At 60.7% G+C, this 15,572-nt stretch carries 14 protein-coding genes and 1 pseudogene; 6 read left to right on the forward strand and 9 right to left on the reverse strand.

Annotated elements, in window-relative coordinates; genetic code table 11:
- Positions 1–119: 119 nt before the first annotated feature.
- Positions 120–776 (reverse strand): hypothetical protein, encoded by a 657-nt coding sequence (locus E3T61_RS05455; RefSeq protein ID WP_134639896.1) that lies wholly within the window; start codon positions 774–776, stop codon positions 120–122.
- 281 nt (positions 777–1,057) lie between these two features.
- Here E3T61_RS05455 and E3T61_RS05460 point away from each other — a divergent pair, with 281 nt between their 5' ends.
- Positions 1,058–1,543, forward strand: coding sequence for a hypothetical protein (locus E3T61_RS05460; protein WP_134639897.1), 486 nt, complete (start codon positions 1,058–1,060; stop codon positions 1,541–1,543).
- A gap of 710 nt (positions 1,544–2,253) precedes the next feature.
- Here the strand turns inward: E3T61_RS05460 and E3T61_RS05470 are convergent.
- The 4 genes from E3T61_RS05470 to E3T61_RS05485 all read right to left on the reverse strand — a co-directional run bounded on the left by E3T61_RS05470 (position 2,254) and on the right by E3T61_RS05485 (position 6,682).
- Entirely contained in the window at positions 2,254–2,547 is a 294-nt protein-coding gene (locus E3T61_RS05470; protein WP_134639898.1) for a hypothetical protein, read from the reverse strand.
- Between the two features lie 168 nt (positions 2,548–2,715).
- Positions 2,716–3,495 carry a hypothetical protein gene (locus E3T61_RS05475; RefSeq protein ID WP_134639899.1) on the reverse strand — a complete coding sequence of 260 codons (780 nt, stop codon included), beginning with the start codon at positions 3,493–3,495 and terminating at the stop codon, positions 2,716–2,718.
- 248 nt (positions 3,496–3,743) lie between these two features.
- Entirely contained in the window at positions 3,744–4,199 is a 456-nt protein-coding gene (locus tag E3T61_RS21850) for a hypothetical protein (protein ID WP_166793153.1), read from the reverse strand.
- Positions 4,200–5,281: 1,082 nt separating this feature from the next.
- Positions 5,282–6,682, reverse strand: coding sequence for a glycosyltransferase family 39 protein (locus tag E3T61_RS05485; protein ID WP_166793154.1), 1,401 nt, complete (start codon positions 6,680–6,682; stop codon positions 5,282–5,284).
- A 203-nt stretch (positions 6,683–6,885) separates the two neighbouring features.
- On the opposite strand from E3T61_RS05485, the gene E3T61_RS05490 reads away from it, so the two are divergent.
- The 4 genes from E3T61_RS05490 to E3T61_RS21855 all read left to right on the forward strand — a co-directional run bounded on the left by E3T61_RS05490 (position 6,886) and on the right by E3T61_RS21855 (position 9,910).
- Positions 6,886–7,587: an RNA polymerase sigma factor gene (locus E3T61_RS05490; protein WP_134639902.1), complete on the forward strand. Its 702-nt coding sequence runs from the start codon at positions 6,886–6,888 to the stop codon at positions 7,585–7,587.
- Positions 7,584–8,618, forward strand: coding sequence for a CU044_5270 family protein (locus tag E3T61_RS05495; protein WP_134639903.1), 1,035 nt, complete (start codon positions 7,584–7,586; stop codon positions 8,616–8,618). Before E3T61_RS05490 ends, E3T61_RS05495 begins: the two co-directional genes overlap by 4 nt.
- 409 nt (positions 8,619–9,027) lie before the next feature.
- Complete coding sequence (locus tag E3T61_RS05500) at positions 9,028–9,447, forward strand: hypothetical protein (RefSeq protein WP_134639904.1); 420 nt, start codon at positions 9,028–9,030, stop codon at positions 9,445–9,447.
- A gap of 304 nt (positions 9,448–9,751) precedes the next feature.
- On the forward strand, positions 9,752–9,910 hold the full coding sequence (locus E3T61_RS21855) for a hypothetical protein (protein ID WP_166793155.1): 159 nt from the start codon (positions 9,752–9,754) through the stop codon (positions 9,908–9,910).
- A gap of 1,683 nt (positions 9,911–11,593) precedes the next feature.
- Here E3T61_RS21855 and E3T61_RS05505 read toward each other — a convergent pair.
- From E3T61_RS05505 to E3T61_RS05515, 4 genes and pseudogenes are all read right to left on the reverse strand, one after another.
- Complete coding sequence (locus E3T61_RS05505; protein WP_134639905.1) at positions 11,594–12,352, reverse strand: CPBP family intramembrane glutamic endopeptidase; 759 nt, start codon at positions 12,350–12,352, stop codon at positions 11,594–11,596.
- Between the two features lie 831 nt (positions 12,353–13,183).
- Positions 13,184–13,372 carry an ANTAR domain-containing protein gene (locus E3T61_RS22265; protein ID WP_338145513.1) on the reverse strand — a complete coding sequence of 63 codons (189 nt, stop codon included), beginning with the start codon at positions 13,370–13,372 and terminating at the stop codon, positions 13,184–13,186.
- Positions 13,373–13,464: 92 nt separating this feature from the next.
- Positions 13,465–13,806, reverse strand: a pseudogene (locus tag E3T61_RS22270) (GAF domain-containing protein); the annotation flags it as partial.
- A gap of 86 nt (positions 13,807–13,892) precedes the next feature.
- Entirely contained in the window at positions 13,893–14,432 is a 540-nt protein-coding gene (locus E3T61_RS05515; protein WP_166793156.1) for a GAF and ANTAR domain-containing protein, read from the reverse strand.
- Between the two features lie 515 nt (positions 14,433–14,947).
- On the opposite strand from E3T61_RS05515, the gene E3T61_RS05520 reads away from it, so the two are divergent.
- The gene (locus E3T61_RS05520; RefSeq protein ID WP_134639907.1) at positions 14,948–15,568 is read left to right on the forward strand and encodes a hypothetical protein; all 621 of its coding nucleotides are present in this window, start codon (positions 14,948–14,950) and stop codon (positions 15,566–15,568) included.
- Positions 15,569–15,572: the final 4 nt, after the last annotated feature.

Here is a 15,572-nt window from a genome sequence, read left to right on the forward strand (position 1 = left end):
ACGATCAACGATGGGCTGGACATGATCGGGGACTTCCTGGTTCTCGCCCTACATCAAACGGCGGACTTGCTCTGAGCTACTGGCCTCACCCAACCCTGACACGTAGGGGATGCTGCGGTCTATGTCACTAGGGGTTTCCTGGCGGACGTGACAGTGGGGGGTTCGACCTCGTCTGGCACTCGCCGCTCAAGACACGCTGCTGCAGCTAATATCCCAAGGGCGACAGCGGCGGCCGAGAGACTGCCAGGCTGAACGAGCACAGCCGCGACGAGCAACGCCATTGCCACTCGGAATCCGGCCGTGCGCAACCTCGGTCGAGAAACCAGCCCGGCTGCCAGGATGACGAGCACAGCGGTCACAAAGACGGCAGTCACGGGGAGAAGGGGTTGGACCCAGTAGTTTGCACCCGGCGCCTGATCGACGGGACGGGCGCTTGTTGCGTACCAGGTGGACCAGCTGAACATGGCGATGGGCAAAATCGAGATACCTGCCAAGAGCCGCGACTGCATCCCCGACCACTTCAAGTCCGCCATGGCGACACCGAGAGCGATCAGCAGAATAAGGCCATACACGCCGTACGTGGCCACCCCAACTCCGATGTAACTGATGCCGTCTGCGCAATAGAACGAGCCAGGATCGTCGCTGCCCATCTGGTGAAAACCGCACTGGAAATGCAGGTCCTCACGCACCAGGTTCAGCAGAGAGCCACTCCCCGCAAAAACGGATGCAACAAAGCCGACACTCAGACTCAGTATCGCGCTGCCCCTCGGACTCACGGCGTCCTGCTCATGTCGCCCCGCCAACAACACCGTTACAGTTCATCCGCCCACCCTATTGCGGTCCTGGCTTCACCCACTCAGCGCGCTGCGGGTGCGCGCCGTGATCTCGTAGATGATGTGGCTCATATCCCATGGGAAACGAGGCACTTGGGTTTCGAGACACCTCACTTCGAGAGTTACGGTGTCGAGGGGCTTGCGACCGACGCACGTTCAGGTGAATCCTGAGCCACTGACACTCGACGTGTTGCGAAGCACATCACCGACGAAGGCGGCCAGAAATGATTCTCTTGAGCCCCACCGATCCATCTGTCCCGATCGCCTGGGACGCGGGTTCGACGCCCGGCACGGACATCTCAATACGTGTCGGAGCGGACGTTGGGCCGTCTGCTTTCATCATTCGCACTATGGAGCGCACCGGTCAGAGGATGAACGACGCTGGGCAGGTCACAGGGGTCGTCGATGACGCACGAACTATGGCGGAGCTGGCGGTTAGGGAAGCCCTTCTTGTCATGCTCGACCAGACCTACCCGCGAGACTCGCTGGCCACCCGAATGGAAGAGATTGCCGAGGAGGCCAGTGTCGTGGATTGGTCGGAGTGGGAGTTCACTCAGATCGTTGTCGATGGAGTCGGCTTCGCTCTTCGAGTTCGGCACCAGCAGCCGCCAGGTTTCGTAGCCATCGCCGACTTGGGTGACGCCGTGGTCACCATGCGCGGGAAGGAACTGCCGGCTGACCGCCGGTTCACTCTTCATCGCCGCCTGTAGAGTCTCACAACCAATGAGATACGAGACACAACCGCCGACGGGGCGCAACCGATTTGCTCCGGCGGCGTCTCCCCGACTCAACCGACGACTGGGGAGGCGTTACTGATCGTTCTTCTTCTTCAGAAGGATGAGCGGAGCTGTCGCCACAAAGCCGAGACCAACACCCGCCAAGGCCGTCAGGCCCCAACCAGGCGGCTGCAAAACCGTCGCCCCCGACGCCGTTTCCCACAAACACTTACGACCTAGGGGAACGACTGACCAATCTGCGGAGATCAGCGCGTTCTCCGCGATTGAAGCGCTCGGCGGCCTCGACGAGTTCCCGACAATGCAGTTGTACTCAAGAGTGTTGTAGCTGGCCCGATAAAGCTGGATACAGACCACCGCAAGCAACCCGAATCCAACGAGCGCAACGAGAGCGGCACGTCGAACGGGGATTCTTCTCCTTAGGGGCAATGGCTCTTCCTAGCGCTCAGACACAACAGGATCTTCATCGCCATTATCCATGGGGGTCCAACACTCATGGGAGCGTTCGCGGAGTTCGAGAGATCTCTGATCCATGAACGTCAGCGCGAAGGACCTCAAAATATGCGAGCGCGAGACGCCGGTTACGTCCCCGTGAGTGGTGTGACCTCCGGCGGTCACTCGACTTCATCATCCAGCGCAGTGTCTCGCATCCGAAGTGACTCGATACCCATGGGATACGAGACGTACTAGCTGTAGTCCGACCCCAGCAAGGACCCGCCGTTCAGTACGCGTTTGACGACGTCCATCGGCAGAGAAATCTGGACCGCAATTTCGTCGGTAGTCATTCCGTTGTCTGCGCAGTCTCGGAGGGCTGTCTCCACCTGCTTCGCGGCTGCGTCCAGAGCGATCAATTGCGGCTGCATCTCGATGAGCGCCGCCCGAGCGTTGTCCAGCCGTGGATCTCTCATGGGCTGACGAATGGGACCGCTCAGATCGATGAGCCAGTCCGGGCCCTTTGATGATTCGTCTATTCCGCTCATGGCGTCGATCGCACCCAGGGATGTGGGCTTGAATTGGGCGCTCGTAGGAGCCAGCTGCAACGCGCGACCGCAGGCTGTCTCAAAACCCACCCGCCTCATATTGCATGGGTTCTGAGACATGCCGGTTACGGGACACCCCGTCTGACTTCGGCCATCGACTCACAAGGCCTATTTTGAGGCGAGGCGTTGAGCAACAAGTAGCTCGAGTGCATGCTGGTCGTCTCGAAGGTACGAGAAATCGGGGTCGTGGTACGTCTGGACTTTCAGCTGTTTGAGATAGGCAATGATGCCGGGCAGGTATCGTTCATCGCCATCGCGAAGGCGCCTCGCGGTGTCGGGATGTGCTTCGAAAACCAGGTCGATAAGAGCCGCTGCCCGGTCGGGCGCTGGCACATCGCTGAGAGTCGGAATGATTGTCCCGGCCAAGGCGCCGTATACCCATAATTGGGCCCAGGGGGACTCGTTCTTGAGCACGACTGCTGACGAGGCCGGCTGTGGCCAGAACTGGATCAGGTAAAGCTCGGACGGTAGCGCCTGTGGGTCGTCACGGAACTGTTGTGACCCAGTTTCGCCGTCGATAACGACGAAGCGCACACGGTACGCAATGCCGGGTGTCATTGGGATGGAGAATCCGGTTGCGCCCGGATCCCATGGGTCGATCGAGGCCGAGGCCCCTGCTGTGATGGAGAACTCCACGACGTTGCTCCAAGTGGGATCGAAAGCTGGCATGCTCGCAAAGGCTTGCGCCTCGACGGAAACTGTCCCGACCTGCCGAAGAGTGGTCAACAACACCTGACCGATATCGTTCTCTCTCACTAGGCCCAACGGCGACCCCCAGGGGATGAAGACCTTGCCGTCCTCTCCCACGCACAAATAGATCTGTGAGAATTCGGCGGCGACCTCACCTCGAACGCTGCTATCCATCGTTCCCCCGTCGAATAACCACATGATGGGCCTGCTAGGCCAAGCAACACGCTACCGACTCAGCCGGGCAGGTTCCACCATAAGACGCGAAATCCATCCGGTGACGGGGCATTAAGCACGCGCTCGAGCATCCAGTTGTCTTGATACCCATGGGATATGAGACACGCCGGTTACGAGACATCTCCGGCCGGAGCCACGTGCTGGCATAAAGGAGATCACTGAGCATGCACCGAGCGCTCGTTCTCTCAGTAGTTTCTACTGCTCAGAACCCGTCACAGCTGTTGAGTCTGTCGGCTCCGCAACTCAGCCAGCAGTCGAACCAATTCCACGATCCGGTCGCGGCTCGAAAAGTTGAAGATTCCCCATCCCGATTGGTTTGGCACGATCGGAAGCTTGAGGTCGCCATCTGGTGTGCTTACCTGTATGTCGATTCTCGGAATCGACCGGACGCCCAATGCGAACTCTCCTTTCTTTACTGACGCCACGTTCTGCCACGGAATGTGCACGAGCAGCTTCACTGGTCGATGTCCCGAATAGACATCTAAGCCGCGATCGTTAGCGACAACCGCGAGAATAGATGCCTTTTCCGATCTAGGCGCACCGAACTGCAGCAGCGCTTCCCAAAGGCCTGTTCCATGCCTCTTGTCGACGCTTAGCACGAGACTGTTGGGTTCTACTTCCGAGAGCTCGCGCAGTCTTCTATTGAGGCGCGCGCCGTAGAGGATCATCCACAAAGAGATTAGGAGAGCTAGTCCCGCGATAACTGCAACGGAATATACAAACGCAATGGCGTTCTGCGACTCACTTAGCTTGTCGGCACGATCGACAACGGTAAAGATTCGACCAGCTATGAAGATTGAAAATAGTACGACGAAGACGAAGAACGAGTTTCTTAGTCCTTTACCTGGGGACGATGGCTTACTGATGGTGACTCCTTTTCTTACAAGACCTGAAGATGGAGGACCAGTGCGGCTCAGCAAACTCGAACTTAGGGAGCCCACCAGGACACCATAGCCTTCGCACTGCTCGCCGCCCAAGCGGTCGCCCCCGACGCCCCTATCCGCGTCTCACGAGCCGCCTTTGGTGGCTCGAGAAACGATACCCAGTCTCGTATCGCATGGGATTCAAGACACGTTAGGTTTCGAGACACTCTCGATCGGAGTCACGAGCTGGTGGTGAACCGGTCCAAACATTGGCCTTCGGGCGTAAGGCTCGAATGGGCGTCGGGCTGGGTCTAGGCGTCCTGGACTATCAGCCGAACGCACGAACCTGGTCCCCGTGATCCTCGACCGGGAAGACGGGGTAGAGCTCACTGTGCCGAAACCGAGGGGTTTTGCGGCACGCAGTTTGCGAGTACCTCCCGAACTGATGCCGAAGTGACTGAACGTTGGCTCCCATGGTGGGCCCTCCATCAGGTGCGCGTCCGCCGGGGACTTCGTCTTCCTGCTAGTGGCGCCACCAGAAGACCAAGTCCAAGGCGGCTTGCACGCTATTGCCCAAGAGGTCATAGAACTGAACTATGCGCGCTCGCATGCTGGACACAATTCCCCTGATCACGGAGTTGCGACGGATATGGGCCATCATCGGAGCCTAACTGACGCGAAATCGAAACGAGTCGAAACCCTGGCATCGCTGGCCGGCGACGGACGTTGCCGTTCTTGGTGGCGATCACTTGTCGCACGACCTTCGTGAGACCGGAGTCCACGGGGCCCTGCGTGTCGCACAACGCATGGGTTATGAGGCAGTGAGGTAGCGAGACACAACGCTCGGTGTCGAGGATTGGCTGCTCTGGGTGTCGATTGGGGCGGCGTTAGCCTTCGTAGAGCGTAATGAGGGAACGATTCGTTGTGTGAGTGGTGGCTTCGACGAATCCCATGGGTTGAAGCGCAGCTCCTGCTTCTCGGGCTGCGTCGGAATCCAGCGATCCTGCGGTGACAACCCAGATGCGATGTACGCCAACCAGCTGTGGCCCTATTTCGGCGAGTGATCGTGTTCGGTCGGAGAACGTGCCCGTTGCTGTAAAGGGTGCCTCGAACGCGATGTCTGCGGTGGCGGTGAAGGCGTCCGGGTAGGCGTAGAGCGCTTGGCGCGGCCTGAGCGTGATGCTGCCGGTGTCTTGCAGATAAATTCCGTCTCCGGTGGCGGCGTTGGAGCGGATGTAGTCGGCGATCTGGGAGAGGTCGCTACCTCCGTTTTTTGCGAATGGGCCGCGCTGGGCGATGTAGGTGGGGACGCTGGCCAGAGCGAGAGCGGCGACCAGGATCCAGGCCACGATTGATCGCGCCGGCATGGTGCAAGCAATCGCCAGAAGAATAGCGATTGCCGGGACGGTGAAGGAGAGATACCGGGCGGTGTACAGCGGGCCGATGAGGGCATCGGCGGTGAGCAGAAGCACCGGCGGCACGATGAACCACACCCCGGCAAGCCGAAAGAGGCCACGCTGTGGACCTGGCGCTTTCTTTTGAGCCCGATAGGCCAGTAGCAGCAGTGCGCACCACGCTGTTGCCGCAACGAGCCAGGAACTGTCGAACGCTGGCTCTACCAGGATGGTCCACGCGTTGACGACGGGTTGGTCAGCTAGCCACGCGATCTGGTCCTTTTGGGTGACGCTCATGAGCAGGATGGGAAGCGCGGTCGCGGCGGCAGCGGAAGCGGCGATGAGCCAGGGTACGAGAATGCTCCGCACGCGTTGATGCAGCAGCAAGTAGACGAGGTGGGCGGCGAAGATGAGCACGGAATACAAAAAGAGGTAGGTTCCGGCGGCGCCGAGCGCCGAGTACGCTGCCCACCATCGCCAGCTCTTGGTGCGCGCAGCGACCAGGAGGATGACGGTGATCCACACTGCAACCGCGGCGCTCAGTGCGAATGAGCGAGCTTCACTGCCCATGGATGTTGTCCGCGGCAGGACCGCAAAGATCAGGCCTGCCACGACAGCCATTCTTACGCTCGTGGCCGACGCGACCAGGACTACCAGCCCAGCAGCGGCCGCCGCTACGGCGATCGCAGATAGCGACCGCGTGGCCAACTCGGACTCACCGAACGCTCCAACCCAGAGTTTCACGAGGGAGTAGTAAGCGGCGTGCACCGCGTCTTTGTGCTCGACAAATGCGAAAAGCTCGTGCCAACTCAGTCGGGAGGCCCGAAGCGTCGCGACTTCATCACTCCAATACGAGGGAATCCAAGAAGCAGCGAGGGAGATGATGAGGGCCACAATGCCCACGATGACCGCAGCCGGGTTTCTTCGACTTGGATAACTGATGCGTGAGCGGCCGGTGCGATTCAATCTGGGGATAGAGACTGGGGTTGCGTGCATGGTGGGCCCCCAGATCGATTTCTGAGCCTATTCCCGCCGAACTACCCAGAAGGGGTGGGTCGCCGTTCCGCCCAGTTCTGGGGGTATCCAGTCCTCGAGTCATGCGTGCCCCGCTTGCGGGGGAGATTCGAGCGCGCTGCAATTTTGGAGACGAATCGAACGTTCCTGACATTCTTTGGAAAGACCACAAATTTTCGGGGGGACAGCGTGAGAAAAAGATGCAAACAGCGGTCGTGACGGACATCTCGTCGGGGCCTGTGACAGACGAGAAGCTTCTACAGCAGAGCGTTGACGGTGACCGGCGAGCCTTCGGCACCCTCCACGACCGGCATAGCCGAGTCGTCTACGCCGTCGCCATTACGGCCACGCGAAACCCGGCCGACGCTGAGGAAGTCTCCTCAGACACGTTCTTCACGCTGTGGAAGAAGCGGGCGACGGTGCGATTCACCGACGGATCAGCCTTGCCGTGGTTGATCGCGACCGCCCGATACCAAGCGATGAATCACCAACGAGCACGTTTCCGTGAGGCGACGATCTCGCTCAACGACGACGTGGATACCCATTCCTCGGCAAGCGCCGAAACGATCGCCGCCGAACGCCAGCTCACCGAACGGCTCGAAGAAATCATCGCCGATCTAGGCCCGCTCGAGCAGAGCATTGTGCACCTGTGCCTGGTCGACCGCCTTACGTACGAACAGGCCGCGATCAAACTCGGCATCACTCACGCCACGGTGCGAAACCGGCTCGCCCGATCACGCACACAACTGCGCCACGAACTGCACCTGGAGGAAGGAACCTCATGAACAAGTCAACTGACCTGCACAGCGACCTCCTGCCGAACGACGAGGCTTTCACCCGAATGAAGCAGGATCTGTTCGAACGAATCGACGCCGACGAGCTCGCTCCATCAATCAACCTGGTTACTCCGGTCACACGCAACGCTGCCAAGAAGACGACGCGGCGACGATGGGCAGGCGCCATGGCCGTGGCAGCAGCAGCGATCACCGTTGCCCTGCTGGGAGCCAACCTCTTCAGCCCGAACGTCGCACCCGCGACGGCTGCGGAAGTGCTCCGTTCAGCCGCAGCCGCGACCATAGTCACAGCCGACCCCGTGGTCGGCCCAGGCCAATACCTCATGACCCAACGCACCGAGGGTGCCCTGGGTAGAGGCAACAATTCCGGTTATATCGACAACCGTCGTAGCGCAATGTATATCCCTTACGACCGGTCCGGCACCTGGATTGAAGAGATCCAATGGCTCCCCGCTGGCGAGATCTTCGGTGATGCCGCGGAGGCACAAGCGGAGATCGACGATTTCTGGAGTACGCCGGGACGCGGTGACGCGAAGTTCTATGAGGGTCCAGCCGGTATCTTCGCCGGATCTGACCGGTCGTACCCGGAGATGGCATCCATGCCCACTGATCCCACCGAACTACTGGATTTCGTCTACAACAACCTCACCGGAGGAAACCCGCGAGACGAACAAGCCTTCGTTGACATCTGTGACCACCTATCGACGGGTGTCGTGCCGGCCGAACTGCGCGCAGCAATGTATGAGGCCCTTGCCCGGATACCCGGAGTGTATGTCGCGGAGGGTGAAGTGACCGTCGACGGCCGTACCGGCGTAGCCATCGGCCGCAAGACCAACTCTGACTCGGAGTCCCACCAGCTCATCATCGACCCAGCCACAGGGCTGATTATCGGGACCAGAAGCGTTCAACTCATTGATCGCCAATTCGTACCGGCCGGCACGAGTGGAAACGTGACTTTGGAAACCACGGTTGTTGATCAAGCTCCCACCGGTCCGTTCACCGTGCGGTCCCCGCAGGGCTAGAAAGACGCGGATGAGCACGGACCAAGAGCCGGCATCGGCGCCGTCCGCGACGTATTGGATAGACGTTACCTACGCGGTGCGAGAGATGCTCGATCGATAGAGACCTACATATCCGCCGGCTCGAGGACATTAGTCCTCGAGCCGGCGGATATGTAGGTCTGTCGCCCCTACTTGGCACCGTCGAGCACGATCTATCCGGTGGAGCTGTTCGAACTCTGTCTCGAAGCCCTACAGATGCGAGACAGGGCCAGATGCGCGAAAAGTCGCCTCTCGTCGCTTGAACAAGCGATCTCCTGCGTCTCGTATCGCATGGGATATGAGGCGCCCGCGTTACGAGACACTGCGGTCCGTGGCCAGATACACTCGGGGGCGCTCCGAGAGCAGGCAGCGAATATCAAAGGTGGATGCAATGATCGATCCCGTCCCGATGCGCCTCCGCGAAAGGGTTCCGGGCCCCTCCCTGATCCGGACGGCGTACCTCACCGTCCTTTCCGCGGCGCTGACCGTAGCGTCGACAATCGCGGTGATGGTCGCGATTTTGGTGACCCAATCCACGTTTGACAACCCCGTCGTGGCAACGCTAGCCGCGATCCTGGCAGCATGTCTTGTTGGTGGAGTCGCGTGCACGCACTTCGTGAAACGGGCTTTGAAAGCGGAGACCGCGGCGGGTTACACGACCAGTCGTTTTGGGTACCCCCAGCTAGAGCTGGTTGACCCGTCCACCAACCTCATTGTTCGGGCCGCAGGCGAGCCCCTAATCAGCCGAGAGGAATACCGGCGCCGCGTGCAGGCGTATCGCACCATGGTGCTGGAATCTGATGATGCTTAGAGCGCTGAGGTGCGGAGCGGACGACTTGCCATAGCCGTTGGACACGTTCAGCGCATTGGACATGAGCCGGGCGCGTTGGATCGCCGTCCGCTGAGGCCGGCATGCTCAACTGTCTCGAAACCCTACGGATACAAGACGTCGCATCGCCCTGACCTGGATTTCCTCTGAAAATGCCTGAATCTCGCGGCAGGCCGGGTCTCATAACTACGTCGCAAAACCTTTGACCGGAATTTCAGTGCTCACGGTTAGTTGTGCGACATCTTTCAGACGGGTGGATGTGGGTAGCGGCTGCTTAGCTGTCGACATGGACGCTGCGACATGTCTCCCCGACGGTTACGACGCCGATTTCCTCGAGTTGCCACTGCCGCTTCCCGAACCGCCTGAGGGCACAACGACCCGCGAACTCCCCTACGTGCTCCTGAACCCTGCACGACGCCTTGCCCTCGTGAGCGCTCTTGAATAGATCGTCGGCCATAGAGAGTGATGGCGATGAGTCGTGGCGATTGACTGACGGTTCGATATCGGGCCGAATGGCCAGACGTCGTGCGCCCGAGGTGAGCGTCGCAAGAAACTACAGCTTTACAAGACGTCAGCCCGGCCCAACCTCCGACGAGGACGCAGGTTCGTGCGCCTTCCCGTCCAAATCAACCCAGGCGCGGTACTAGGCGAAGTAATCGTCACTTCTATTCAGACGGGCCCCGGCTGCTTGTCAACGCACCGAGTTTTGCGACCAGGCTCGTTTTTCTCCGACCGAACGAGAGAGCTCAGCCGTAATCGCGGTCGGGATTGATCAGTTTGCTGATGTGTGTCATAAAAGCACGCGCGAGGCCTTCGATTCCGACGATGTCGATGCAGATGAGAACCGCCATCGTGGTGTTCCCGCTCTGGGAGATAGACCATGGCGGTTGCACCCAGGCAAGATGTCATTGTGTCTGATCCAGCCATCGTTATTGAAGAGGCCGAGCGCATATTTGACGCTGTCATCACCCTCGGGTAACGGAAGGGCTTTGAGGCGCTCCTTGTGGGTTTTCGCCTACAGGCGATCCCCCTTCACCAGGGCGGGAACCCGCAGGCGTAGACCGTGGAGGGTGGAGATCATTGACCCAGCACCCCATCCCCACGATGGGTTGTAGTCGGTTGCGTCGGCGACTCATCCGTCGAACGTCGATGTCAATGCTGTTTTCTGCAGGCCTGCTGGCCCAACCGCCCAAGCGTCGGACAGTCCGAGGAGTTGACAGGGCTCCTTCTGAGGGTGTCAACTACGACCAAGCGCGAGTGCGCAGGGGGTTCGCTTGCGCGTGGGGGTGCTCATGAAGCTACACAGCCACATCGTCCCAACCGGCGTCGAGCCATGACGGCCACGGCAACTCCACGCCAAGTCTTCGACTTGGTCGCCTCACTCCTCTCGGACACGTGGCCAGTCCTTGAACACGACGCTGTCGCTCTGCTCGAGAAGCACTCCTGCAACGTGTTGCTCGAGCACCGCAACAGGGAACGCACCGTTCGAGTCGCACGGTGGCGCTGCCCTGCGCTGGATGTGTGGGGTGCCTGGACGGCCTGTCCCCCGCGCGGGATCGGACTCAGCGTTTACCTCCTGGATACCACGACCGACGGCCCACCACTTTCGAGAGGATACGACGCTCTCACAAACGAGTTTGCCGCGCAGCTGGGAGCGCCCCAAACCATAGACCGCAACCCACACAGCCCCCGAACGACCTGGACCTGCCACAACCTTGCGTTGAGCGTGGACTCATACGTTCAGGAGCAAAAGAGCCCGTTGATTAAATTGACCATCCAACCAGTCGCCACAGTGCTGCTATACGTCGCGTCCCGATCATGCCTACAGACACCATCCACAACCTCCAGCCTGGAACAGGCCTAATCATGTTCCGCGCGGCTCCGCCCGGCATCGCTAGCTTGCAGATGTGGCCCGCGTGTCCCGCTGTTATGACTCTGCTCGCGAACCGGGCGCACATCGAAGCGTTGATGCGTAACCCTGCCCCGGGGGAAACCGCGCAACCGTCGGTCAGCCAATCGGAGTGACAGCGTCGCCCCACAACGCGTCGCCGAAGTGGGTGCCGCGGTCGAGGTCCCGTGCCGGCTATCGACACGGTAACCCCTCCCCCTGAATCATCGACGATTGTCGTTAGGCGCCTCGATGGGATCCAACGGCGCTTTCTAGCGGTGCAGAGCGCACCTTCTCGAGTCGCTTGTGCAGTAGGACGATGAATCCGATCATTATGATCGCGATGGCGCCGACGGCCACTGAATCCCACACCGCGGAATGGATGGTGAGCGTGCCGCTGAGGTTGAACAGCGCGTGGAAGACAACACCAGGCAGGATGCTCCCCGTCAGCACGACGCAATACGCGAGGGCGATTCCGATGAGGACGGCCGCTACGAGCTGCACCGCCTGGTCGGGGAGCGAATACCCGCGAAGGAGATTGACGATATGGCCCATGCCGAAGGTGATCCCCGAGATGAGGATCGCGCGGGTGAGATTGCCCCGTGTGCGCAAGGCCTCGAGCAGGAAGCCGCGAAACAGCAGCTCCTCGATGAATCCGACCGCGGTCACAAGCAGAATGGCGAAAACGATCGTTGTCAGGTCAAGCCCCGGCGCGAAGCCCTTCGCGTATTGCACGAAGGTAATCGCGAAGAGCGGAACATACCAGAGCGTGAGGGGCAGCGTGCCCGGCTGCACCGACCGGATGCCGTAGAAAGCAAGTCGGCCGCTCCTGCGCAGGTAGACGATCAGTATGATCGACAGGGCGACGAGCACGATGCTCGTGAGTTCAGGGAACTGGAGTACTTCACCAAGTAGGTCGCCGATGTTGACCGCGAGAATGTATATCGCGATCCAGATCAGCGCGTGCCAGATGGGCTTGGTGTCCTGCAGTTTCCGCATGGGGATCCTCTGCTGAGTGACGCGCAGCGGCGAGTCGACGCCAGACTACTCCCGAGGCACGGGGCAAGGCCCTGTGCCTGTCAGGAGGGCGCTCCCCCAAAACTGCCGCGCGCGTGTGAGCCAGCGGGCGGGCCGGACCGCGGGGCGGGCGCCGACTGGCCTGCTGGCCCACGGCAACGAGACGGGTTGATCGGCTGTTGATGCCCTCTCGACGAAGACTACAAGGCGCTGGAAACTGGCTGCGGATCGGCTGAGGCCCCAAGCCACTGGGGATTGATAGCGGGCACTTGCACACTGTGGACCGTGAAATAGGGGGACGGCGGGCCGTAAGAGGCAAAAGTCTCTTGTGCGCCGGCAGGTCGCTGTCTGGGCTCCGAGCCGGCTCGCGGGACCAGCAAATGCCGGTGACAAGACGCCGGCCGGGCAGCGCAGCTGCGGTCCCGGCGCCTTCTCTGGCGTCCCTGACTGGTTTGGGCCAGCTCGTGTACGGCCTGCTTATATGCCGGATGGGGTGACTTGTGACCGTTGACGGGTGCGAAATATCCACAGCACTCGATTTCCTAGTCAATTTTCAGGGGAGGTGATGGTGGATAAATTGAAGTTGACGGGCAATGTGGAATTCGGGGTCGATAAGGCTCAGGCAGCGTAGCGTCATGTCAGCATTCATCAAGTGACGGGGATGGCAGCGGTGGGTCCTTCATTGGAGGAGGTTGCGCCGGGACGTCGTCGACCGGGCATCTCGTTCGCGGACGACGAGAGCCAACGCAGCGCGAGCTGGATGTTGTCTGGCGAGCTGACTGCGATGGATCGCTTCGTGCGGCCCGGATCGTCTTAGACGCGAAGGTCGCCTTCGACGAGTCGTTGCGCGACGCTGCTCAGTGTTGCCTGGTGGGTTCGTGCGTACTGGCGGATCCGTTGGAATGCGTCGTCCATCGACGGTTGTGAGGTCTCGGCGACGATACCTTTAGCTTGCTCGATGACGATGCGGCTGGAGAGAGCGGTCTGGAGTTGGTCGCGGATGGCCGAGTATCGCGGATGGTGCGTTGCTGCAGAACGCCGATGGTGGCGACGTCGGCGAGGGCCTGGGCGGCGCGGATGTCGTGCTGGTTCAGTTCGCCACGTTCATTGCGCATCAGGTTCAGAGTTCCGATGGTGGCATCGCGCAGCCGCAGCGGAATGGCATAGACGGAGAGGATGCCCTGGGCTCGGGCCGTGTTGCAGAAGTCAGGCCAGCGGTCGGAGCCGACGTCGATGTCGGGTAGGGAGACGACTGTGCGGGTGCGGAAGCACTCCATGCAGGGCCCCGCGTTGGCGTCGAGCTGCATAATCTCCACGAGGGCATTCGCCTCGCTGGTAGAGGCGACGACTTCCAGCGCGTTCTCACTGCTGAGCAGAAGGATGCCGGCGGAGTCAACGTCGAGGAGGTCGTGGCAGTTCTCCACCAATGTCTGCATCAGGTCGAGGACGTCGTAGCCGGCGACGAGACTGTCGGCGAGGGTGGCAAATACTTCAAAAAGCTGCTCGGTGCGAGTGACGTCGTTCACGGAGTGTCCTCCAGGCGGTCAGAGACCTGAGTGAAACGAATACGGCGTTCGACGACGTCTTTGCCGACATCCTGCATCGACTGTTCCTCCCCAAAGGCTCTAGCTTGGATAATCAGATACGCGTCCGCGGCGGAGATGCCCAGTTGGGCCATAACCATCCCTGTCGCCTGGTGGACCATACGCCTCGAGAATGACGACGCGTCGGTCGTCGTCTCAGCGGTCTGCATGGCATGGCCGAGGACTATTCGGCTGATCGTCGCGGACAGGGTGAGTGTTTGCTGCTGCTGGTCGAGAGTGAGCACGACCGGGTTGATGGAATACAGATCGATCGCGCCGATCTCGAGAGGCCCGAAGACGAGGGGGAAGGCGAAGAGCGCACCGATGTTTTCTGCCTGGATCGCTGCTGAGAAGGCCGGCCAGGCGGTGCTGGTGCTGCCGAGGTCCGGTTCGAGGATGGGACGCCGTGTCGCGACGGCATCCCAACACGGTCCCTCGCCGAGATCGAACTGGATTTCGTCGACATCGGTGCACCTCACCTCATTCCTCATAAGGCTAAGCACAAACGCGCGTGTCGCTACCTGATGGGTGTTGGAACGACGGCCGCATTCTGCGGTTTTGTCGTTTCGAGCACTCGCGCCGACCGCATCACCCCTCTACGCCCGTCGAGTCAGTATCGGTGGAAGCACCCAACGGCTGGCCCTGGTGCGGTGTGACAGAGGAGAAAAGTTGCACTCTCCTGGCCAACGATCGCTGGCTTTGGGTCGCTGATCTGGACTGGGTTGGACGCTCGGTCAGACACCCGGAGGGGCACCGGTATGGTCCGGGGGCCCGGGATCGGCTGTTCGTCCGCCCGGCCCCAACCTCATTTGAAAATACTTCAAATATGCCTTGTGTTAGGTGGCGCCGTACCGCATGCTTGATGCGGGGGGCAACCGAATCTTAAGGTCTACCGGGGGTTTTTCTCGGCTAGGACAACTCAGCGTTTCGATTGGGTCGCGCTTGCGACCTTCATTCTGGGCTCCCGTTTGCACCAATCCAAAGGACCTTCGCCATGCGTAAACCCACTCCCCTCGCCCGGCGCATCGTGACCGTGGGCGTCGGCCCGGCCGCCATCCTGCTCGCCGGTGCGATGGTGTTCCAAGCCTCGAACGCCGCGTTCTCATCGTCGACACGGAACCCCGGCAACAGCTGGAGCACCGGCAGCGTGGCCCTCACCGACGACGACAACGGCACCGCCGGTTTCCAGGTCAGCAATGTCACCCCGGGCCAGACGGGGGCGAAGTGCATCGTTGTCACGGCTTCGTCGTCTGTCCCCGGGGTCGTCAAGGCTTACGTGCAGAACCTATCGCCGTCGGCGCAGGGCCTGGAGAAGTACATCGACCTGAAGATCGAACAGGGCACCGGCGGAAGTTTCGCCGACTGCACAGGCTTCGTCGCCAACTCGGTCCCGGTTCTGCCGGCCGCGTCATTGGCCACACTATCCACGGTAAACAACGACTACGCCACCGGCGGCAGCCCATGGACGACCACCGGAAACGCGAGCGGCGAGTCCAAGACCTACAAGGGCACCTGGACCTTCGACGCGAGCGGCCTGACCCAGCTGGAGATCGACGCGCTGCAGGGAGCATCAACCAGCATCGACCTGGTCTGGGAGCTGCAGAACAGCAACTAGCTCG

This window comes from Cryobacterium lactosi (assembly GCF_004403945.1).
Lineage (GTDB): Bacteria > Actinomycetota > Actinomycetes > Actinomycetales > Microbacteriaceae > Cryobacterium > Cryobacterium lactosi.

What these genes read in the sequence shown, in the direction of transcription:
- E3T61_RS05460 (WP_134639897.1), top strand. Translation starts at nt 1,058, where the DNA reads ATGATTCTCTTGAGCCCCACCGATCCATCTGTCCCGATCGCCTGGGAC.
- E3T61_RS05470 (WP_134639898.1), bottom strand. Translation starts at nt 2,547, where the DNA reads ATGAGCGGAATAGACGAATCATCAAAGGGCCCGGACTGGCTCATCGAT.
- E3T61_RS05475 (WP_134639899.1), bottom strand. Translation starts at nt 3,495, where the DNA reads ATGTGGTTATTCGACGGGGGAACGATGGATAGCAGCGTTCGAGGTGAG.
- E3T61_RS21850 (WP_166793153.1), bottom strand. Translation starts at nt 4,199, where the DNA reads ATGATCCTCTACGGCGCGCGCCTCAATAGAAGACTGCGCGAGCTCTCG.
- E3T61_RS05490 (WP_134639902.1), top strand. Translation starts at nt 6,886, where the DNA reads ATGCGTGCCCCGCTTGCGGGGGAGATTCGAGCGCGCTGCAATTTTGGA.
- E3T61_RS05495 (WP_134639903.1), top strand. Translation starts at nt 7,584, where the DNA reads ATGAACAAGTCAACTGACCTGCACAGCGACCTCCTGCCGAACGACGAG.
- E3T61_RS05500 (WP_134639904.1), top strand. Translation starts at nt 9,028, where the DNA reads ATGATCGATCCCGTCCCGATGCGCCTCCGCGAAAGGGTTCCGGGCCCC.
- E3T61_RS21855 (WP_166793155.1), top strand. Translation starts at nt 9,752, where the DNA reads ATGGACGCTGCGACATGTCTCCCCGACGGTTACGACGCCGATTTCCTC.
- E3T61_RS05505 (WP_134639905.1), bottom strand. Translation starts at nt 12,352, where the DNA reads ATGCGGAAACTGCAGGACACCAAGCCCATCTGGCACGCGCTGATCTGG.
- E3T61_RS05520 (WP_134639907.1), top strand. Translation starts at nt 14,948, where the DNA reads ATGCGTAAACCCACTCCCCTCGCCCGGCGCATCGTGACCGTGGGCGTC.